Source organism: Thermohalobaculum sediminis (genome assembly GCF_023487995.1).
GTDB lineage: Bacteria > Pseudomonadota > Alphaproteobacteria > Rhodobacterales > Rhodobacteraceae > Thermohalobaculum > Thermohalobaculum sediminis.
Genome location: NZ_JAMFKN010000001.1, coordinates 577433 through 598141 on the forward strand (window position 1 = coordinate 577433; position 20709 = coordinate 598141).

Sequence of the window (20709 nt, forward strand, 5' to 3'; positions counted from 1 at the left end):
GCGGCCGGCGTCACATCCGGCGCCCGCCCCGCCCGGCGCCATCACGCCAGCACGAAATCCCCCTGACCGAGCGACGACACGCCCTCCAGAACGACGCTGTCGGCGCCATGCGAAAGGATGGTGTCGCCACCCGAGGAGGTGATCGTCAGATCCCCAAAGCCGAGACCGGCCAGCGAGAAGTCGAGCAGGTCCTCGCCGCGCGTGAAGTCGGCGATCACGTCGTCGCCCCAGTTTGCCGCGAACTGGAACGTGTCGGCACCGCCGTTTCCGGTCAGCCGGTTCGCCGACTCGTTGCCCGTGATCAGGTCGGCGTAGGCACCGCCGATCGCATCCTCGATCACCGTTCCGAAGGCGATTGCCAGCGTGTCCTGGCCACGGCTCGCCACGCTGCTGAAGGCTCCCTCGCGCAGGTCGATGGAGACGCCGAACGTCGCCGCCGACAGGTCGATGGTGTCATGGCCGCCGCCGTCCCAGATCGTCATCAGCGTCGTATTGAGCTCGGCGAAGCCGTAGACATCGTTGCCGGTCGCAGTATCCGTGTTCGTGCCGTAGATGTATTGCAACGTCGCGATGTCGTAGAGCATGTAGGTCTGCGGCTCGACGCTCAGCGATATCGGCTTGTTGGCCGACATCACGCTGTGCTGCCGGTTGTTCTCGTCGCTCGGCAACTCGGTGCTCGAGATATGGTCCATGCCAAGGACGTGACCAGTCTCGTGCAGCAGGGTCGAGTAGATCCAGCTTCCGGCGACGAAGGTGTCTCCCGCAGCAGTGGCGTCGAGCCAGATGTCGTTCGACTGGGTGCCGATCCCGTCGGACGACGGCGACAGCGCCCATGCGCCCCCGCCCAGATCGGCCAGCCCGAAGGTGATGTCCGCCTCCTCGGGGTTGGTCACCTCGATGAAAGTGATGTTGGCGAAGCCGGTGATCGACTCCAGCACGGCGCGCGTCGCCTCCTGCTGCTGCTCGGAGAAGGCCTGGAATCCGTTCTCCGCCCAGCTGCCAGTGCCATAATAGGCGGGTACTTCGGTCAGAAAGGCGAAGGTCACCGTGTCGGCGGTGCCGTAGGCGTCCGGATAGTTCATCCGGTAGGTGTCTTCGAGGAGCGCCGCGACATAGTAGGGCATCTCCTCCGGCGCGGGCGCGGGCGCGGGCGCGGGCTCCTCTGGCGCGGGCGCGGGTTCCGCCGACGCGACCGAGACGCTGACCGTCGCGCTTGCCGTGCCGCCATTGCCGTCCGAGACGGTGTAGGTAAAGCTGTCGCTCCCCGAAAAGGAGGCGCTCGCCGTGTAGGTGATGCGCCCGTCCGCCCCGATCGAGAGGGTACCCCCCGCCGCGCCGCCCGCATCGAGCACGGCGAGCCCGTCCCCGTCCGGGTCGGAATCGTTCGCCAGCACGCCGATGGTGACCGACTGTCCCGCGACCACCTGCGCCGCGTCGTCGGCCGCGATGGGCGCGTCGTTCACGGCGGCCACGGTCACAGTGAGCGTGGCGCTCGCGCGCTGGCCCGTGGCGTCGACGACCTCGTAGGTCAGCGTGTCGGTCCCCCAGGCGTCGGCATCCGGACGGTAGGCGATCGTACCGTCGGCATTCACGCTGGCCGTCCCCATTGTGCCGCCGGACACCGAGACGAGCGTGAGCCCCGTGCCGTCGTCATTGCCAAGCACGTCGAACACCGCCGCGCGGTCCTCGAGCGTCGCGCCCGTGTCGTCGCGCGCCACCAGCGGCTGGCCGGTCAGCGCGTCGGGCGCGAAGCTGCCGTCGGCAAAGACGAGGCGCTCGATGCCGATCAGCCTGTCGGTCTCGCCGGTTGCAGCATGGACCACCTGAACGCTGCCATCCGCCAGCAGCGCGATGCGGTAGTCGGAGGAAAGGCCCTCGAACAGCGCCCAGTCCTCGCCGTCGCCACCGTCGATGAGGTCATCCCCCGCGCCGCCCGACAGGGTATCCGCCCCTCCCAGCCCGGTCAGCGTGTTCGCCCCGGAATTGCCGGTGATCACGTTGTCGTCGCCATTGCCCGTGCCATCGATGTCGGCCGCCCCGGTGAGCACCAAGTTCTCGACATTGTTGGGAAGGGTGTATGTGATCGAGGCCTCGACCGTGTCGGTGCCTCGGTTGCGCCGCTCGACGACCGCGTCGCCCTCGTCGTCGATGCGATAGAGGTCGTTGCCGTCCTGTCCTTCCAGCCGGAAGGACCCTCCGAACCCCTCCAGCGTGTCGTCCCCGTCCGTGCCGGAAAGCACCGTCGTGCCGGCGCCCGACCCGGCCCTCGCGCCCTTTTCCTGCTTCGGCATGTCCGCTCTCTCTCCGTCCTTGCATGTTCGACCCAGGAGGAGAGGCAGTCGTCGGGCGCACCGGCCGGTGCATCGCACCAGACCGGTTGCGGCCGGCAGGGTGCCGGCACGGTCGCGACATCACAGGCATGCGCCCGAACGGGCACATGCATCACGTCATCTTGCGAGAAGACGCCTGTCGACTGCCTCTCGACCGCCGCGACTGTTCTTGAACTCCAATGGGCCGCTCGGGGCCCTTCCGGAGTGACGCGAGAACGACGCTGCACACTGCCGCGGTTTGGTCACTGCTCATTCTGCCGGGGGAAGCCTACTTGCCACTCTCGCTCCCGGCTCTCTCTAGAACGCCTCGAGCGAGTGCCGGTTCCCGGCGGAACACGGAATCATTTCCAAAACGAAACTAACATCCCAGCATCGCCGGCGCGAGGCATTTCACCCACATTTCGCGGAGCGATGCTTCGGCGGAACAACATGTCGTGCGGCGACCGGCGCGGATCACCCCCGCGCGACCGTCGCCCCCGGCGTGCTGAGCTCCCGGCCAATCTCGACCAGCCTTGGCCCGTGGCGCCCGATCAGCGCCTCCACCGGAGTCGAGAAGGACGGCCCGCCGCAGTTCAGCCCGTAGATGCGCTGCCCGTCGGGTGCCACCACCGGCACGCCAACGGCGTTCACGTCCGCCATCCAGTCGCCGAACGAGGTGCAGAATCCCTGCGTCTCGATCTCGCGGATGGCCCGGGCAACCCCCTTCTCGATGGCGGGGAACTCATCGGGCATCCGCTCGCGCGCGGCGCGCATCAGGTAGTCGCGCTCGCCCGCCGGCAACACCGCCAGGATTGCGCGCCCCATCGCGGTGGTCGCCAGCGGGATGCGCGACCCCGCCTCGAGCGACAGCGTGACCGTCGCCGGCCCCCGGTAGCAATCGAGATAGACCACCGACAGCCGATCCCGCGCGCCCAGCGCCACCGAACAGGCCGCCTCGTTGGCCAGCGCCTGAAGCATCGGCCGCGCCCGCTCGCGGATCTCCAGCCCCGCCAGCATCGCATAGCCCAACGCCAGCACGCCGGGACCAAGCGAGTACGAGCCCATCCGCCCGTGATCGACCAAGTAGCCCAGCTCGCGCAGCGTGTTGGTCAGCCGCGAGACGGTTGGCTTGGGCAGGCCGGTGCGCTCGGCCAGCTCCTGGTTGCCCAGCGCGACCTCGCCGGGCCGGAAGGCGCGCAGGATCGACAGCCCCCGCGCAAGCGCGGTGACGAACTGGCGGTCCTTGCCGTCCTCGCCCTCGGTCTCGGGGGTGCGGGTGGTGTCGGTGCGGGTCATGCGGCGGCCTCGCGATGGCGCGACCGGGCATAAAGGATCGGACCCACCGCGAGCAAGAGCCCGATGCCGCTCAACTCCCAGTGGCCGAGCCCGATCATCTCCGACCCCGGCGCAGCGAAGAAGAGGCCCGCGGCCCCCAGCAGAAGCCGCAGCATATAGCCCGCGGCGCTGCGCCCGAAGCCGCCGATCAGGCTCAGATGCCCCTGCAGCGCCGAGCCGATGAACCAGACGCCGATGATGGCGGTGGCCATCACCGCCACCACCTCGCCCGCCGGCGCCTGCCCCACCAGCGCGGGGTTCAGCACGAAGAAGAATGGCACGACATAGAGGATTCCGCCCAGCCGCATCGCCTCCCAACCCGCGCGGAAGGGCGTGGTCCCCGCAAGCGTCGCCGCCGCGAAGGCGCCCAGCGCCACCGGCGGCGTGATGAAGCTGACCATCCCCCAGTAGATGATGAACAGGTGCACCGCGAGCTGGTTGAGCCCGGCCTGCTCCAGCGCCGGCGCCAGCACCACGGCAAGGAAGATGTAGACCGCCGTCACCGTCATCCCCATGCCAAACACGAAGGCGGTGAGCGCCCCCATGAGCAACAGCGCCAGCGTCGAGTCGCCCGCCATGAACACCAGATCGTTGACCAGCGTCCCCGCGAGCCCGGTGGCCGAGAAGGCGCCGACGATCAGCCCCACCCCCAGCAGCACCGCCGTCAACTCGGCCAGCGCGCGCCCCACCCCGACGACAAGATCTCCGGCCGAGCGCCAGGTGAAGCGATGCCCCTTGATCGCCTGGTTGATCAGCAGCAGCAGCGCGGTCGCGTAGAACGGCGCCAGCGTCTCGATCCGCCAGCCGACCATCATGAAGATCAGGACCGCAAAGACCGCGATGTAGACCCAGCCCTCGGCCAGCGCCGCGCGCATCGAGGGCAGCTCGTCCCGCGTCATCCCCCGCAGCCCCCGCCGCGCCGCGTAGGCATCGACCTGCACGAACAGCGCGAGGTAGTAGAGCAGCGACGGGATCGCCGCCGCCAGCGCGATCTCGACATAGGGCCGCGACAGGAAGGACGCCATCACGAAGGCCGTGGCCCCCATGATCGGCGGCATCAGAACGCCGCCGGTCGAGGCGCAGGCCTCGGTCGCCGCGGCATAGCGCGGCTCGAAGCCGGTCTTCTTCATCGCCGGGATCGAGACCGCGCCCGTCGTCAGCACGTTCGAGATCACCGAGCCCGACATCGACCCCATGAATCCGCTCGCGAAGATCGCGACCTTCGCCGCCCCCCCGCGGTAGCGGCCGACCAGCGCCAGCGCGAGGTCGTTGAAGAACTTGCCGCCCCCCGTCTTCTGCAGCACCGCGCCGAACAGGATGAAGCCGATCACGAGGTTGCCGAAGGCCTTCATCGGGATGCCGAACGAGCTCTCGGCCGACAGGATGTGATAGGGGATCGCGTCCCAGAAGGGCTGCGAGAACCCGTTGAGCGGGTCCGGCACGCGATCCGCGAAGGTCGGATAGAGCGAGACCAGCACCACGATCGCGAACAGCGCCGTTCCCCCCGCGCGCCGCGTCGCCTCGAGGATCAGCGCCCAGACCAGCACCGACAGCCACTGCGCCGTCTCGGGCGGCGCGTATTCCCATCCCGACTCGAGGCTCGTCTCGGCCGTCCAGGCGAACCAACCGACCGCGGCACCCGCCGCCACCGCCAGCGCCCAATCGTGCCAGCGCGCCCCAGCGCGGCGGTCGAGCGGAAAGACCAGGAAGGCCATGGCAAGGAAGATGCCGCCCAGCAGGTAGAGATAGCGACCCTCGATCAGCACCACCCCTGCGATCCGCAGGTTGAAAAGCTGATGGATCGCCAGCCCCACGGCCGCCAGCGTGGCGAGGATGACCACCGCGCGCGCGGGGCCGCTCAGGGCGGCGGGGGCGGTATCGGCTGCATTCTCGGACATGGGGGCTCGCTCAGGGCTCGGCGCGCCTGCTCCGCCCGAGGCGGGGGCGGGCGGGGCACATTCATCCGCGCAGCGCGCGGCCGGCGGTCGCGCGCGCGCCCCACAGCCCTCGCGGGCTGTGGGGCGCGCGGGGACATCGGCTCAGAACACCACCTCGAAGCCGCCCGCCGCCAGCGCCTCGCGCCGGCGCGCGTCCCAGGCGGCCGCCCAGTCGGCCGGCTTCTCGGCCGCCAGCGCGTCCCACGCGGCCTTGAGCGCGGTCTGGCGCGCCACCAGCCGGTCGTTGTGCGCCTGCGCCGCGTCGGTCCACTTGCCGATCTCGCGGAAGTAGCGGATCGCCCCCTCGTGATAGGGCACCACCCACTCGAAATCCTGGCTGTCGATCGACCAGCCGCCGATCCCCGGCGCGTTGCCGTCGTATTCGGGGAACAGCTCCACCATCGCCCTGGTCATCTGGTAGACAAGCTCGGCGTCCTGCGTGTCCATGGCGATCAGCACCGGGTAGGCATAGCCGGCGGTCGGCGTGCCGGGGCCGCCGTCGATGTTGGCGCCCACGGTGGCGGTCATCGGCGCGAAGAAGGGCGCGATCTCCTTCATCCGCTTCAGCCCTTCCTCGTTCGCCGGATCGATCGGGGGCCAGACCAGCCCACGGGGCGTCGTCGCCTGCTCGTAGACCAGACCCGAATTGGTCGAGGCGAAGGCCGCGTCAACCTGGTCCGCGCCCATGCCCTTCCAGGCATCGCCGAAGCCGCCGAACTCGACACGCTCGACATCGTCCCAGGTCAGCCCGCCATAGGCGAGATATGCCGTGTTGTTGACGTTGAGCGCGGGCGCGCCCTTCACCCAAGCGATCCGCATCCCCTTGAGGTCGGAATACTGGAACCCCTCGCAGCCCGGCTTGCCGACCTTCTCGCAGACATCGGCCGCCACGCCCATCGCAAGGCCCACGGCTCCGCCATTGTTCGCCACCAGGACCCGCACCGGCTGCGGGCCCCAGCCCTCGGCGCCGAACTCGAACACGCCCTCCTGCGCCATGAACGAACCTCCGACGCCCGTGGCCGAGAAATCGACCTTGCCCTGCCGCAGAGGCTCGGAGCGCGCGACGTCGTTCTTGCCCGGCAGCACGCGCAGGTTGGTGCCTGTCGCGTTCTTCAGCGCGGCCCCGATCGCCACCGCCTGGTTGTAGCCGGCCGAGCCGGTGTCATATGCGGTCCAGGCCAGTTGCCCCGGCAGCGTCAGCTCGGCCGCGCCCGCTGGAGCGGCCGCGATGATGGCCGCCGCGCAGGCGCCCGCGAGGACGGATCCGATCCGTGTCATGGCATCTTCCTCCCTGTGTTGCCCCGGCCTTCGCGCCGGGCCGCCCGCATCTCCGGACTTGCGAAACAGGATTTCGCATTTGAGAGTGAGCGTCAAACAGGAATGACGCCGGGGGGAGACGATGCGCGCAGCCGACCTGATGGTGGAATGCCTCGCGGCGCAGGGCGCCGACCGCATCTTCTGCGTGCCGGGCGAGAGCTACCTCGCGCTTCTGGACGCGCTGCGCGACGACGCGCGCATCGACCTCGTGGTCTGCCGGCACGAGGGCGGCGCGGGACTGATGGCGGTGGCGGACGCGAAGCTCACCGGCCGCCCCGGCGTGGTGGCGGCAAGCCGCGGGCCCGGCGCCACCAATGCGTCCATCGCAATCCACCTCGCCCAGCAGGACGCGGTGCCACTGGTCGCGCTGATCGGCCAGGTCGCGCGGCAAGAGCGTGGCCGCGGCGCCTTCCAGGAGGTCGACTATTCCGCGATGTTCGGCACCATCGCCAAGGCGGTCTGGGAGATTTCGGACGCCGACCGCCTGCCCGAGGCCATCGCCCGCGCCTGGCAGACCGCGCTCGCCGGCACGCCCGGCCCGGTGGTGCTGGCGCTGCCCGAGGACATGCTGGGGGACGCGGCCTCCGCCCCCGTGGTCCCGCCCCTGCCGCTCCCCTCGGCCCGCCCCGCGGCCGACGAGGTGGCGCGCGCCGCGGCTCTGCTGGCGCGCGCCGAGCGCCCGCTCCTGATCGCGGGCGGCGCGCTGTCGCACGGCATCGGGCGGGCGGCGCTGGCGCGGGCGGCGGCGGCGCATCACGTCCCCGTGGCGCTCACCTTCAAGCATCAGGAGATCTTCGACAACGCCTCGCCCCTCTTTGCCGGGCATCTCGGTTTCAAGATTCCGAAAGCCCAGGTCGAGGCGCTGGCCCGCGCCGATCTCGTGCTGGCCGTGGGCACGCGGCTGGGCGATACGCCGACGCAGGGCTACACCTTCCCCCGCGCGCCAGTCCCCGACCAGCCGCTGATCCATGTCTATCCCGACCCCGCCGTGCCGGGGCGGCTGCACCGGGCCGAGATCGCGCTCGCCTGCGACCCCGCGGCCTTCCTCGAGGCGCTGGCAGCCCATCCCGCCACGATCACCGACGCCCGCCGCGCATGGACGGCCGAGACAGGCGCGAAGGGCGCGGCCACCAAGCGCTACCAGCCGCGCGCGCACCCCGATGGCGTGGATCTGGGCGCCGTGGTCGCGGCCCTTGCGCGCCTCGCGCCGCCCGACACGGTGATCACGACCGATGCGGGCAATTTCTCGAGCTGGGTGCACCGCATCTGGCCCTGGGACGGCGGCAGCCTCGCCATCGGCGCGGTGGGTGGCGCCATGGGGCTTGGCATCCCCGGCGCGATCGCCGCCTGCCTGCGCCTGCCGGGGCGCCGAGTGATCGCCTTCGCTGGCGACGGCGGCGCGCTGATGACCGGCAGCGAGCTCGCGACCGCCCGCGCCACCGGCATCAGGCCCATCGTCGTGATCGCGAACAACGGCAGTTACGGCACCATCCGCCAGCACCAGGAGCGCGCCTTCCCCCACCGCAGCGCGGGCACCGACCTCGCCAATCCCGACTTCGCCCAATGGGGCGCATCATTCGGCGCGCTGGGCCTGACCGTCGCCCGCGACGAGGACGCGCCCGATACGGCCGCCCGCGCCATGGCCCATGACGGCCCCGTGGTGATCGACGTCCGCACCTCGCTCGAGGCGATCTCGGCCAACGCCACCCTCACCGCGCTGCGGGGCGGCTGAGGCGCTCAGGCGCGCTGCACCACGAGGTTGGCGCCAAGCCCGATCAGCACCGTGCCACCCACCCAGCGCGCCACCCGCTCGGCCCGGCGCGAGCGGCGCAAGCCCTCGCTCACCGCGCCCGCGAGCCACACGCAGACCAGATCGGCCGAGGTGAAGGTGAGGTTCACGACCGTCCCCAGCACGACCAGTTGCGCCCAGACCGGCAGGCTTGCGGCGGGATCGACGAACTGCGGCAGGAATGCCAGGAAGAACAGCGCGGCCTTGGGGTTCAGCACCTCGACCGTGACGCTCTCGACGAAGGCGCGGCGGCCCGTCCGGACCGCGACCACCGGCTGCGAGTGCGCCCCCTCGCCCGCCATCCGGCTGCGGATGATCTGCACGCCCAGCCAGGCGAGATAGATCGCCCCCGCCGTCTTGAGCGCGACATAGGCCGCCGGCACGGCATGAAAGACCGCCGACAGCCCGGCCGCGGCCGCGACGACGTGGAAGTATCCGCCCGCATGGATGCCCAGCGCCGCCATCAGTCCGGCCCGGCGCCCGCGGGCCAGCGTCTGCGCCGCGGTGTAGAGCATTGCGGGCCCCGGCATGTAGGCGAAGATCAGGGTCGCGACGGCAAAGGCGGCGAGCAGGTCGGCTGAGGGCATGGCGCATGGCTCCGGCTGGATGGCGCGATCATGCGCCGCCGCGCGCACGGTGTCACGCGGGCGCGCGCAGGCCGTATCCCGGCGCGATGCCCTCGGCCCGGACGCCGCCGCGTTCCGGATCGGCCGCGTGGCGCGGCCGACGCGCGGGGTCGCGCGATCCTGACGGCGCACGGCACCGGAAGACGGTTGCAATCGCCACTGTCGAGGTCAGCCGCCCCGCGGCGACCGCGCGCCCGCGCGGTGCGCCCTCAGATCGGGTAGCGCAGGATCGCTGCCAGGCTGCCCCCGCCTGGAATGTCGCCCCGGCGCGCGGCGACCAGCGTGGCGCCCGAGCGCAGCGCGCGGCTCGCGATCTCGTCGACCACGCCATAGGTCCCGGCGCAGGGGCCATCGGCGAAGCTCACGGCGCCGCTCTCGTCATCGACCGTGCCATGCACCACCTCGTCGATGTCGAAGATCAGCGTGTGGACCGCTCCGAAGGTCGCGGCGCGGGCGGCATGGACGACATCGGTCGTGGCCCGCTCCTGAATCTTTCGCGTCTCGAACAGGGCTCCCAGAGTCGAGATCTGCGCCGCATAGATCGCGTCGAGGATGCCGCGCCCTGCGGCCGCGATCTCGTGGTCGCGGGTGTGATCGGCGCTGCCCGCGATCACCTGCGCCGCGGTGTGCGGATAGGTCGAGACCGAGCGGTAGATCGACGCCAAAGGCTCGCTCGCCGCCACGATCAGCGGCCGCTCGTGCCCGGCCAGGAACGGCCGGAGCGCCTTGTCCACGACCCGCGAATAGCGGTTGAACAGCGCGCTTTCGCTCATCGCCTCGCTGCCGCCCATCGCGCCCTTCTCGACATGGCTGCTCTTGCCGGTCGCGTCGTTGAAGTCGCGCGGCAGGCCGGGCACCCTGACCTCGCGCGGCGGCAGGTCGGCGGAAAGCTCGATCAGCCGGCAATGACCCACGCTGATCGCCAGCACATAGGCGTTGTGCGGGAAGGTCACGGCGCGCAGCAGGGGCTTGAGATGCGCACGATCCGAGACCTCGACCATGCTCTCGAGCCTGTTAGGAAGGCGGAAGGTCCGGATCCGGTCGGACGATGCGAAGATCGCCAGGCTGTTCGCCTGGTCCACCCAGAACCCGTCGTCCGCGACCAGGGCCGAGATCGCCTCCTCGATGGGCCAGATGCTGCGCTTGGGCGTGCCTGCGGTCTCCATCTGCCCGACCGCCGCCTTTAGCAGGTTCTTCAGCTCCAGCCGGTCGCGCGGGGCGTCCTGCGTCAGCGGCGTCGTCGGCAGGTAGATCGACACTGTCGGCTGGCTGCGATGCGCCGCGAGGTCGGCGATATCTGCGCGGGTCGGCAGGTCGATGTGCAGCATGGATGGATCCCTTCGGGTTCGGATGGGCTCAAGATACGCGCGGGTCCGTCGAGATCAAACGATGGCGAGACGCCGCAGCACAATGGCGGCGCTGCCGCTCAGACCCGCCACGCCGGCGGCCACAGCGGCCAGCGGGTGGCGCTGAAGCGCCGCCGGATCGCCGGGCTCAGCCCGGCCAGCACCAACCCGATCGAGAACAGGCACCAGATCGCCGGCATCTCGTTTGGGTTGTCGGTCAGCAGGCGCGCCAGAAGCGGACCTGCCAGCAGATGGAACAGCACGAAGCGCCAGGCGCCGTAGAGGAGCGGCATCACGAAGACCGCAAGCATGTAGCTGGGGAACCCCGGCGACGTGCCCAGCGCCGTCTCGAGCGGCACGAGAAGACCGTTGTAGGGAATGTCCCAGGCGATGTGCCACTCGCCCGAGACGAGGCAAAGCCGCTCGGCGCACAGCAGAGCCCCTGGCGCGCAGGCCCCCGCCCAGTCGAACGGCGCAAGCTGCGCCAGCATCACCGCGGCCGAGGCGGCGCAGACTGCAAAGACCGCCCGCCGCATCCGCGCCTTCACCGGGGCGGGCACCAGCTCCATCATGAAGGCGTTGATGACGAAGGGCTGGAAAACGATGTGCAGGAAAGAGAGCAGCGTGATCGCCTGGTTCGCCGCCGTGCCGCATTCGTCGACGACCTGGTAGCCCGCGAATTGCAGGGCCTCCATGAGCGTGAAGTAGCCGAGCGCAAAGGGTATCGCCGGCGGCTCGCGGCGCATCACCGTCACCCCGGTTGCGACAGTGCCCAGCCCCACCATCCCCAGCGAGGCCGCCTCGCTCCAGCACATTGCGCCAACCCTCCGCCGCCGCTCGCCATCCCGGCGCCGACAGGTTAACGCGCGTGCATCCCGGATCGCGAGGGCTTTCTCCGGCGCGCCCCTACTCGCCCCGGAAGTCCGGCCGGCGCTTCTCGATGAAGGCCGCCATGCCCTCGCTGCGGTCGGCGGTGGCGAACAGGAGCTGGAACGACTTGCGCTCGAGCGCGAGCGCGGCCTCCAGCGAGGCGTCGGCCCCCTTCACCACCGCCTCCTTGATCGCTTGCACGGCGAGCGGCGGCATGCGCGAGATGCTGCCCGCGATCTTCAGCGCGGTGTCCAGAACCTCGGCGTCCGGCACGCAATCGCAGGCAAGCCCCATCCGCAGCGCCTCGGGGCCGGTGATGGGCTTGCCGGTCAGGCACATCTTCATCGCGTTGAACTTGCCCACCGCCCGCGTCAGGCGCTGGGTGCCGCCCGCGCCCGGCATGATGCCCACCCGCACTTCGGGCTGGCCGAGGCTCGCGGTTTCGCCCACCACGATCAGGTCGCAGGCCATGGCCAGCTCCAGCCCTCCGCCCAGCGCGTGGCCGCGGATGGCGGCAATCACCGGCTGGGGCGTGGCGGCCACGGTGTTCCAGTAGCGCTCGGCCCGGCGCTGCATGATCTCGACCGGCGTGGCGGTCGCGAACTCCTTGAGATCCGCCCCGGCGGCGAAGGCCCGCTCGTCGCCGGTCAGCACGATCGCCCTGACGCCTGCGTCGTCATGCAGCGCCGCGAAGGCCGCGGCCAGCGCCTTGCGCGTCGCCATGTTCAGCGCGTTCATCGCCTCGGGCCGGTTGAGGCGCACCAGCGCCACGCCCGGCTCGGGCCGCTCGGTGATCACGGGCTGGTCCGACATGCTGCCTCCTTTTCGTTTTGTCTGGCAAAACACTATTCCATGAAAGCGCGGCTCTGCTAGTCTCCCCTCAAAACGGGCCGGGAGGACGCGCGATGAAATCGCCGCACGCCACAGACTACGTCCTCGGCATCGCGGGCGCGGGCGCCATGGGGCAAGGCATCGCGCAGGTCGCGGCGCAGGGGGGCATGAGGGTGCTCCTGCTCGACGCGCGCGAGGGCGCGGCCGAGGCGGCGAAGGCCACCGTCGCGGGCCACCTGCGGCGCCTCGCCGAGAAGGGGCGCATCAGTGCCGCCGACGCCGAAGCCGCCGCCGCGCGGATCGAGCCGGTCGCCACCGCCGCCGCCCTCGCCCCCTGCGACGCGGTGGTCGAGGCGGTGTTCGAGGACCTGGAGGTCAAGCGCGCCCTGTTCGCCGAACTCGAGGCGGTGGTCGGTCCCGACTGCATCCTTGCCTCGAACACCTCGTCCATCCCCATCGCGCTTATCGCCCGAGCCTGCCAGCGCCGCCACCGCGTCGCGGGGCTCCACTTCTTCAACCCCGTGCCGCTGATGAAGCTGGTCGAGGTGATCCGCGCGGCCGAGACCGGCGCGGAGGTGGTCACGGCCCTCACCGCGCTGGGCCAGCGCATGACCCGCGTGCCCGTCGTGGTCAAGGACAGCCCCGGCTTCCTCGTCAATATGGGCGGGCGTGCCTTCACGACCGAGGGGCTTCGGATCGCGCACGAGGGCGTCGCCACCCCCGCCCAGATCGACGCCATCATGCGCGACTGCCGGGGCTTCCGCATGGGACCGTTCGAACTGATGGACCTCACCGGCATCGACGTGAACTACCCCGTCAGCCAGATCGTGTGGGAGGGCTACCAGCAGGACCGCCGGCTTGCGACCTCGGCCAACCACAAGGCGATGTTCGACGCGGGGCTCCTGGGCCGCAAGACCGGCGCGGGCTGGTATCGCTACGCGGGGGCCGAGCAGATCGACCCGCCCTCGCCCGATCACGCGACCGACGCCGATCCCGCGGCGACCGTCAGCCTCGCCGAACCCGACGAGGCGCTGGCGGCCTTCGTCGAATCGCTGGGGCTGCGCATCGCGCCGGACGATGGCGCCTCCCCCATCCTCGCCGCCCCCATAGGCGACGATGCGACCCACTTGGCGCTGGCGACGGGGGCCGATTTCCGCCGCCTCGTCTGCCTCGACCTCACCGGCGATACCTCGCGCCGGGTGACGATCATGACCGCGCCAGGCGCCGAGCCCGCCGCCCGCGACGCCCTGGCCGCCGCCATCGCCGCGACCGGGCGCAAGGTCACAGCGATCCAGGACAGCCCCGGCTTCGTCGCACAGCGCATCGCGGCGATGATCGCCAATCTCGGCTGCTACATGGCCGAGATCGGGCTTGCGACGCCCGCCGACATCGAGACCGCGATGCGCCTCGGCCTCAACTATCCGCTCGGGCCGATGGGGCTTGCGGACGACCTCGGCCATTCCACCTGCCTGCGCATCCTCGAGCGGTTGCAGGCCATCACCGGCGACGACCGCTACCGGCCGACGCTCTGGCTCAAGCGTCGGGCGCTCCTGGGTCTTCCGATCGACGCGGGGGCCTGAGATGGGACGCGAGCATGTCCTCGTCACCGGCGTCAGCCGCGGCATCGGGCGCGCCATCGCCACGCGCATGTCGGACGACGGCTACACCGTCATCGGCATCTCGCGCCGCCCCATCACGGGCTTTCGCGGCATTCACCGCGCGGTCGATCTCGCGGCCCCCGAGGCGCGCGAGGGGCTGGCCGCCATCGCCGCCGAATTCGCCCCCCTGCGCCTGATTGCGAACGCGGGCGTGGTCGAGGCCGCTCCCCTCGACGGCGTGACCTCCGACCAGTTCGCCCACGCCATGCGCGTGAACGTCGAATCCGTCATCTGGGCGATGCAGGCGCTGGCCCCCGCGATGCGGGCGGCCCGCTTCGGGCGGATCGTGACGCTCGGCAGCCGCGCGGCTTTGGGCAAGGCGGAGCGCGCGGTCTATTCCGCGTCGAAGGCCGGGGTCGCGGGCCTCACCCGCTCGATGGCCCTCGAACTCGCCCCCCATGGCATTACGGTGAACTGCGTGGCGCCCGGCCCCATCGACACCGAGATGTTCGCCGAGAACCAGCCCGAAGGCTCGCCCGCCCGCACGGCACTGGTCTCCCGCGTGCCGCTGGGCCGCATGGGACGGCCTGAGGAGGTCGCCGCCGCCGTGGCCTTACTCGCCTCGGACGAGGCCGCCTACGTCACCGGCCAGACCCTCTATGTCTGCGGCGGCTACAGCGTCGGGGGGGCCGGGTGACCACGCTCGACGACCTGCTCGCGCCCCGCTCCATCGCCATCGTCGGCGCCTCGGACGATGCCCGCCGCATCGGTGGGCGGCCGCTCCGGCACATGATCGAGCAGCGCTTCGAAGGCGCGGTCTACCCGGTCAACCCCAACCGCGACCGGGTGCAGGGCCTGCAAGCCTATCCCGCGCTTGCCGACATCCCCGGGGAGGTCGATTTCGTCCTCGTCGCCATCCCGGCCGCGGGCGTGGCCGAGGTCGTGCGCCAGGCCGCCGCGAAACGCGCGAGGACGGTGCTGATCTTCTCATCCGGCTTTGCCGAGATGGGCGGCGAGGGCATCGCCATGCAGGCCGAAATCACCCGGCTTGCGCGCGAAACCGGCGTGCGGGTGATCGGCCCCAACTGCCTCGGCGCCTTCAACTCGGCGATCAGGTTCTACCCCACCTTCACCTCGACCATCGACCGCGCGACGCCCACGCCCGGCGGCATCTCGATCGCCTCGCAGTCCGGCGCCTATGGCAGCCACATCTACATGGTCAGCCACCTTCGGGGGCTCGGCATCCGCTACTGGCTCACCACGGGGAACGAGGCCGACCTGCACATCGCCGAATGCATCCGCCTGCTGGCCGAGGACGACGAGGTCCACACCATCATGGCCTATGCCGAGTCGGTGAAGGACGGCCCCATGCTGTCCGAGGCGCTGGAGACCGCCCGCGCCGCCCGCAAGCCCGTGATCTTCATGAAGGTCGGCCGCTCGGCCGTGGGGGCGGCGGCGGCGTCCTCGCACACCGCCTCGCTCGCGGGCGAGGATGCGGTTTATGACGCGGTTCTGCGCCAGCACGGCGCGTGGCGGGCGCGCTCGACCGAGGAGATGCTCGACATCGCCTATGCCTGCCGCCCGCGCATCTACCCCGCCGGGCGCCGGCTGGGGCTGGTGACGATCTCGGGCGGCGCGGGCGTGCTGATGGCCGACGCCGCCGAGGATGCGGGGCTCGACGTGGCACCGATGCCCGCCGATGCGCAGGCCGAGATCAAGGCGGTGGTTCCCTTCGCCTCGGCCCTCAATCCGGTCGATGTGACGGCGCAGTTCTTCAACGATCTCAGCCTCGTGCCACGCTTTACCAAGGCGATGCTGGAACGTGGCGGGTATGACGGGCTGATCGGCTTCTGGACCTCGGTCGCGGGCTCGCCCATCCTCGCGGCGCCGCTCCTCAGGTCCCTGACCGAAGCCATGGCGGGCCGCGAGAACCAGATCTTCCTGCAATCCGTCATCGCGCCCGACGAGATCCGCCGCGCCTACGAGGATGCGGGCTTCCCCTGCTTCGAGGACCCCACCCGCGCGGTGAACGCCATGGCGGCGCTGATGGCCTTCGGGCGGGCCTTCGCCAAGGGCCGCGCCGCGGTGCCCCATACCCCCGCCCTGCCGCCCCTGCCCGCGGGCCCGCTGGGCGAGCGCGAGGCGAAGGAAATCCTCGCCGCCGCGGGGCTGCCGATGGTGCCCGACCGGCTGGTGACCACCGCTGTCGAGGCCGAGGACGCCGCCCGCGCCTTCGGCCCATCGGCCTTCAAGATCGCCTCGCCCGACATCCTTCACAAGACCGAGGCCGGGGGCGTACATCTCGGCGTCACCGCCGCGGACGCCGGGCCCACCTTCGACGCCATCATGGCCGCGGCCCGCCATCACGCGCCCGCCGCCCGGCTCGACGGCGTGCTGGTCTCGCCCATGGTCTCGGGCGGGGTCGAGATGATCCTCGGCGCCCGCATCGACCCCGTGTTCGGCCCGGTGGTGATGGCGGGCCTTGGCGGCGTGTTCACCGAGGTGTTCCGCGACGTGAGCTTCCGCCGCGCGCCAATTTCGCCCGATACCGCGCTGGAAATGCTCGACGAACTGAAGGGCGCGGCATTGCTGCGCGGCGCCCGCGGCCAGCCCCCGGCTGACGCGAGGTCATTGGCCGAAGCCCTCTCGCGACTCTCGATTTTCGCGGCCGCCCATGCCACGACGCTGGAAAGCGTCGAGATGAACCCCGTCCGCGCCCTGCCCGATGGCGCGGTCGCGCTCGACGCCCTGATCCTAGTGCGAAGGGACCGCGCGTCATGAGCCTGCCCCCCGCCCTCTCCCGCCTGCGGCTGCCGGTGATCGGCGCGCCCCTGTTCATCATCTCGAACCCCGACCTCGTGATCGCGCAATGCAAGGCGGGCATCGTCGGCGCCTTCCCCGCGCTCAACGCCCGCGAGGCACCGGGCGAGCCGGTGGAGCTCGAGACGTGGCTCAGGCGGATCACCGAGGAGTTGGACCGACACAACCAGGCGAACCCGGACGCGCCCGCAGCCCCCTTCGCCGTCAACCAGATCGTCCACCGTTCGAACGCCCGGCTCGAGCGCGACATCGAGATCTGCCACCGCTGGCGGGTGCCCGTCTGGATCACCTCGCTCGGCGCCCGGCCCGAGGTGAACGCCGCCGCCCATGACTGCGGCGCCATCGTGCTGCACGACGTGATCGACGACCGCTTTGCCCGCAAGGCGATCGAGAAGGGCGCCGACGGGCTCATCGCGGTCGCCGCGGGCGCGGGCGGGCACGCGGGCACGACCTCGCCCTTCGCGCTGGTGCAGGAGATCAGGGCCTGGTTCGACGGGCCGCTGGCGCTGTCGGGTGCCATCGCCACGGGGGGCGCGGTGCTGGCGGCGCAGGCAATGGGGGCGGATCTCGCCTATATCGGCTCGGCCTTCATCGCCACCCACGAGGCCCGCGCAGTCGAGGCCTACAAGCGCATGATCGTCGAGAGCACCTCGGCCGACATCGTCTATTCCAGCCTCTTCACCGGCGTGCACGGGAACTACCTCAAGGGCTCGATCCGTGCCGCCGGCATGGACCCCGACAACCTGCCCGAGAGCGACCCCTCGAAGATGGATTTCGCCTCGGGCTCGTCGAAGCCGAAAAGCTGGAAGGAGATCTGGGGCGCCGGCCAGGGCATCGGCGCGGTGCGCGAGATCGTGCCTGCTGCCGACCTGATCGCCCGGCTGGCCCGCGAATACGATGAAGCCCGCGCCCGGCTGGGGCTTGCACGCGCCGCAGCGGCCGAGCGAGGCCCCGCGCCCGCGGCGGTGCGTGGACGGTAGAGAACGCGCCATCCCCGGGCTTGACCCGGGACCTCGCGGGACGGTGTGCCATCGAGGCCCCGGCTCGAGGCCGGGGCAGCGTGAAGATGGCGAGCGGTAGCCCCGGCTCGACGCCGGGGCGGCGGGAACTGACGAACCGGCCGCGCCCCTCGGGGCGCGCGACGAGCGGGAGGAGAGCGATGCAGGACGGATATTTCGACGGCCCCGGCCCCGAGGCCCGCTTCAAGGCCTTCCTCGCCGAGGGCCGCTTCATGATCCAGCGCTCGCGCGCGACCGGCGCCCATGTCTTCTACCCCCGCGTCGCCGCCCCCGGCACCGGCGAGACCGATCTCGATTGGGTCGCGCCCTCGGGCCTCGGCACGGTCTACGCCACCACCGTCACCCGCCAGCGGCCCGAGCAGGGTGGCGACTACAACATCGCGCTCATCGACCTCGACGAGGGGCCGCGCCTGATGGCCCGAGTAGACGGCATCGCGCCCGAAGCCGTCGCCATCGGCCTGCGGGTGCGCGCCAGCGTGGGCGAGATCAAGGGCGAGCCCGCCGTCATCTTCCATCCGGTGGAGGGCTGAGCGATGACCCTGCGAGGAAAAGCTGCCTGCGTGGGCCTCGCCACCGCCGGCTGCGGCGAGGCGCCCGGCCGGAACGCGATGGAACTGATGGCCGAGGCGGTGGTGAGGGCGCTCGCCGATGCCCAGATCCCGCTGGCGAAGGTCGATGGCCTCTTCGCCGCCACCGCGTTCCACTCCATGGCCGCGATGTCGCTGGCCGAGCATCTGGGCATCCGCCCCGCCTTCTCCGATGGGTCGAACATCGGGGGCTCGTCCTTCATGGCGCACGCGCTGATGGCCGCCATGGCGCTCGACGCGGGGCTGATCAACGTCGCCGTCATCGCCTACGGCTCGAACCAGCGCACCGCGGGGGGCTTCAAGTCGATCTCGGAACCCATGCCCTTCGAGGCGATCTACGGCCCCCGCAACCCGATCACCGCCTATGCGCTGGCGACCAGCCGCTACATGCACGAGTTCGGCGCCACCCGCGAGGATCTCGCCGAGGTCGCCGTCGCCGCGCGGGGGTGGGCGAACCTCAACCCCGAAGCCTTCGCCCGCGGCCCGCTGACGGTGGCCGACGTGACCGGCGCGCGGATGATCTCGGATCCCTTGGGCAAGCTCGACTGCTGCCTCGTAACCGACGGGGCGGCGGCGATCGTGCTGACGCGCCCCGACCGCGCCAAGGACGGGCCGCGCACGCCCGTATATCTTCTGGGCGCCGCGATGGAGCACCACCACCGCATGATCTCGGCCATGCCGTCGCTGACGACGACCGCCGCCGCGGCCTCGGGCCCACGCGCCTTCGCGATGGCGGGCTGCGGCCCGCGGGACATGGACACGGTGCAGCTCTACGACGCCTTCACCATCAACACGCTACTTTTCCTCGAGGATCTGGGCTTCTGCGCCAAGGGCGAGGCGGCGGCCTTCATCAAGGGTGGCCGCATCGCGCCGGGCGGCGCACTGCCGGTCAACACCAATGGCGGTGGCCTCTCCTGCGTCCATCCCGGCATGTATGGCCTCTTCGTGACCATCGAGGCGATCCGACAGATCCGCGCCGGCGCGGGCGACGACGAGGGGCCGCGCGAAGCCGGCGGCTGGATCCCCGGCGCGAAGCTCAGCCTCGCCCACGGCAATGGCGGCGTGCTGTCGAGCCAGGTGACGAGCGTCTGGGGCCACGGCGACACGCTCTGAAGGAGGGCCGCGATGGAACTCACCTACACCCCCGAGGAACAGGAATTCCGCACCGAGGCCCGCGCCTTCATCGCTGAAAACCTGCCCCCCGCCCTCGCCGCCAAGGTGAAGGGCGGCAAGCGCCTCTCCAAGGCCGACTACGAGCTGTGGCACGCGCGCCTCCAGACCCGGAACTGGCTCGCCTGGCACTGGCCGGTCGAATACGGCGGCCCCGGCTGGACGCCCGTCCAGAAGCATATCTTCGACGAGGAGATGATCGCCGCCGGCGCCCCCCGGATCATCCCCTTCGGCGTCAACATGCTGGGCCCGGTGCTGATCCGCTTCGGCACGCCCGAGCAGAAGGCACACTGGCTGCCCCGCATCCTCAGTGGCGAGGACTGGTGGTGCCAGGGCTATTCCGAGCCCGGCTCGGGTTCGGACCTCGCCTCGCTCAGGACCCGCGCGGTGAGGCACGGCGGCCACTACATCGTCAACGGCCAGAAGACATGGACGACGCTGGGCCACCACGCGAACATGATGTTCTGCCTGGTCAGAACCGACCCGGACGCAAAGCCGCAGGAGGGGATCAGCTTCCTGCTGATCGACATGACCTCGCCCGGCATCGAGGTTCGCCCAATCGTCACGCTCGACGGCGAGCACGAGGTCAACGAGGTATTTCTCACCGACGTGCGCGTCCCCGTGGAAAACCTGGTGGGCGAGGAGAACAAGGGCTGGACCTGCGCGAAATACCTGCTGGGCTTCGAGCGCACCGGCATCGCGGGCGTGGCCTTCTCGAAAGCCGCCTTCTCGCATCTGAAACGGGTCGCGCGCGAGACCCGCAAGGATGGACGCCCGCTCGCGGACGACCCGCTTTTCGCCGCCCGCATGGCGCGGCTCGAAATCGACCTCATGGCGATGGACATCTTCAACCTGCGCATGATCGCGGCCGCCGCCCAGGGCCATGCGCCGGGGCCCGAGGCGTCGCTCCTGAAGATCAAGGGCACCGAGGTCCGGCAGGAAGCCTCGGACCTCATCCGCCGCGCGCTTGGCCCCTACGCCATGCCGTTCCTGCCCGAGGCGCTCGACGAGGGCTGGAACGGCGAGCCCGTTGGCCCCGGTTACGCCAACCCCGCCGCCAGCCAGTATTTCAACCTGCGCAAGTCCTCGATCTATGGCGGCTCGAACGAGATCCAGAAGAACATCTACGCCAAGCTCGCGCTCGGGCTCTGAGGG

At 70.8% G+C, this 20709-nt stretch carries 16 protein-coding genes; 8 read left to right on the plus strand and 8 right to left on the minus strand.

What is annotated here, in order from left to right; translation table 11 throughout:
* Window positions 1-41: 41 nt before the first annotated feature.
* The 4 genes from M1105_RS02810 to M1105_RS02825 form a co-directional block, all read right to left on the minus strand.
* Window positions 42-2291 (minus strand): Ig-like domain-containing protein, encoded by a 2250-nt coding sequence (locus M1105_RS02810; protein ID WP_249578821.1) that lies wholly within the window; start codon window positions 2289-2291, stop codon window positions 42-44.
* Between the two features lie 492 nt (window positions 2292-2783).
* Window positions 2784-3605, minus strand: coding sequence for an IclR family transcriptional regulator (locus tag M1105_RS02815; protein ID WP_249578822.1), 822 nt, complete (start codon window positions 3603-3605; stop codon window positions 2784-2786).
* Entirely contained in the window at window positions 3602-5542 is a 1941-nt protein-coding gene (locus M1105_RS02820) for a TRAP transporter permease (RefSeq protein ID WP_249578823.1), read from the minus strand. Before M1105_RS02820 ends, M1105_RS02815 begins: the two co-directional genes overlap by 4 nt.
* 141 nt (window positions 5543-5683) lie before the next feature.
* Window positions 5684-6859: a TAXI family TRAP transporter solute-binding subunit gene (locus tag M1105_RS02825; protein ID WP_249578824.1), complete on the minus strand. Its 1176-nt coding sequence runs from the start codon at window positions 6857-6859 to the stop codon at window positions 5684-5686.
* 121 nt (window positions 6860-6980) lie between these two features.
* Here M1105_RS02825 and M1105_RS02830 point away from each other — a divergent pair, with 121 nt between their 5' ends.
* Window positions 6981-8630, plus strand: coding sequence for a thiamine pyrophosphate-binding protein (locus M1105_RS02830; protein ID WP_249578825.1), 1650 nt, complete (start codon window positions 6981-6983; stop codon window positions 8628-8630).
* Window positions 8631-8635: 5 nt separating this feature from the next.
* Here M1105_RS02830 and M1105_RS02835 read toward each other — a convergent pair whose 3' ends face one another.
* The 4 genes from M1105_RS02835 to M1105_RS02850 all read right to left on the minus strand — a co-directional run bounded on the left by M1105_RS02835 (window position 8636) and on the right by M1105_RS02850 (window position 12342).
* Window positions 8636-9274 carry a LysE family translocator gene (locus M1105_RS02835; protein ID WP_249578826.1) on the minus strand — a complete coding sequence of 213 codons (639 nt, stop codon included), beginning with the start codon at window positions 9272-9274 and terminating at the stop codon, window positions 8636-8638.
* Between the two features lie 248 nt (window positions 9275-9522).
* Window positions 9523-10641, minus strand: coding sequence for a baeRF11 domain-containing protein (locus tag M1105_RS02840; RefSeq protein ID WP_249578827.1), 1119 nt, complete (start codon window positions 10639-10641; stop codon window positions 9523-9525).
* A 98-nt stretch (window positions 10642-10739) separates the two neighbouring features.
* Window positions 10740-11474, minus strand: coding sequence for a DUF5765 domain-containing protein (locus M1105_RS02845; RefSeq protein ID WP_249578828.1), 735 nt, complete (start codon window positions 11472-11474; stop codon window positions 10740-10742).
* 91 nt (window positions 11475-11565) lie between these two features.
* Window positions 11566-12342, minus strand: a complete 777-nt coding sequence (locus M1105_RS02850) for an enoyl-CoA hydratase-related protein (RefSeq protein WP_249578829.1) — start codon at window positions 12340-12342, stop codon at window positions 11566-11568.
* Window positions 12343-12434: 92 nt separating this feature from the next.
* Here M1105_RS02850 and M1105_RS02855 point away from each other — a divergent pair, with 92 nt between their 5' ends.
* The 7 genes from M1105_RS02855 (at window position 12435) to M1105_RS02885 (ending at window position 20706) form a co-directional block, all read left to right on the plus strand.
* On the plus strand, window positions 12435-13940 hold the full coding sequence (locus M1105_RS02855) for a 3-hydroxyacyl-CoA dehydrogenase (protein WP_249578830.1): 1506 nt from the start codon (window positions 12435-12437) through the stop codon (window positions 13938-13940).
* A 1-nt stretch (window position 13941) separates the two neighbouring features.
* On the plus strand, window positions 13942-14655 hold the full coding sequence (locus tag M1105_RS02860; RefSeq protein WP_249578831.1) for an SDR family NAD(P)-dependent oxidoreductase: 714 nt from the start codon (window positions 13942-13944) through the stop codon (window positions 14653-14655).
* Complete coding sequence (locus M1105_RS02865; protein ID WP_249578832.1) at window positions 14652-16739, plus strand: acetate--CoA ligase family protein; 2088 nt, start codon at window positions 14652-14654, stop codon at window positions 16737-16739. The genes M1105_RS02860 and M1105_RS02865 overlap by 4 nt, the downstream gene beginning before the upstream one ends.
* Window positions 16736-17758, plus strand: a complete 1023-nt coding sequence (locus M1105_RS02870) for an NAD(P)H-dependent flavin oxidoreductase (RefSeq protein WP_249578833.1) — start codon at window positions 16736-16738, stop codon at window positions 17756-17758. The genes M1105_RS02865 and M1105_RS02870 overlap by 4 nt, the downstream gene beginning before the upstream one ends.
* Before the next feature lie 179 nt (window positions 17759-17937).
* Window positions 17938-18327: a Zn-ribbon domain-containing OB-fold protein gene (locus M1105_RS02875; RefSeq protein WP_249578834.1), complete on the plus strand. Its 390-nt coding sequence runs from the start codon at window positions 17938-17940 to the stop codon at window positions 18325-18327.
* A 3-nt stretch (window positions 18328-18330) separates the two neighbouring features.
* Window positions 18331-19497, plus strand: coding sequence for an acetyl-CoA acetyltransferase (locus M1105_RS02880; protein ID WP_249578835.1), 1167 nt, complete (start codon window positions 18331-18333; stop codon window positions 19495-19497).
* A 12-nt stretch (window positions 19498-19509) separates the two neighbouring features.
* The gene (locus M1105_RS02885) at window positions 19510-20706 is read left to right on the plus strand and encodes an acyl-CoA dehydrogenase family protein (RefSeq protein WP_249578836.1); all 1197 of its coding nucleotides are present in this window, start codon (window positions 19510-19512) and stop codon (window positions 20704-20706) included.
* Window positions 20707-20709: the final 3 nt, after the last annotated feature.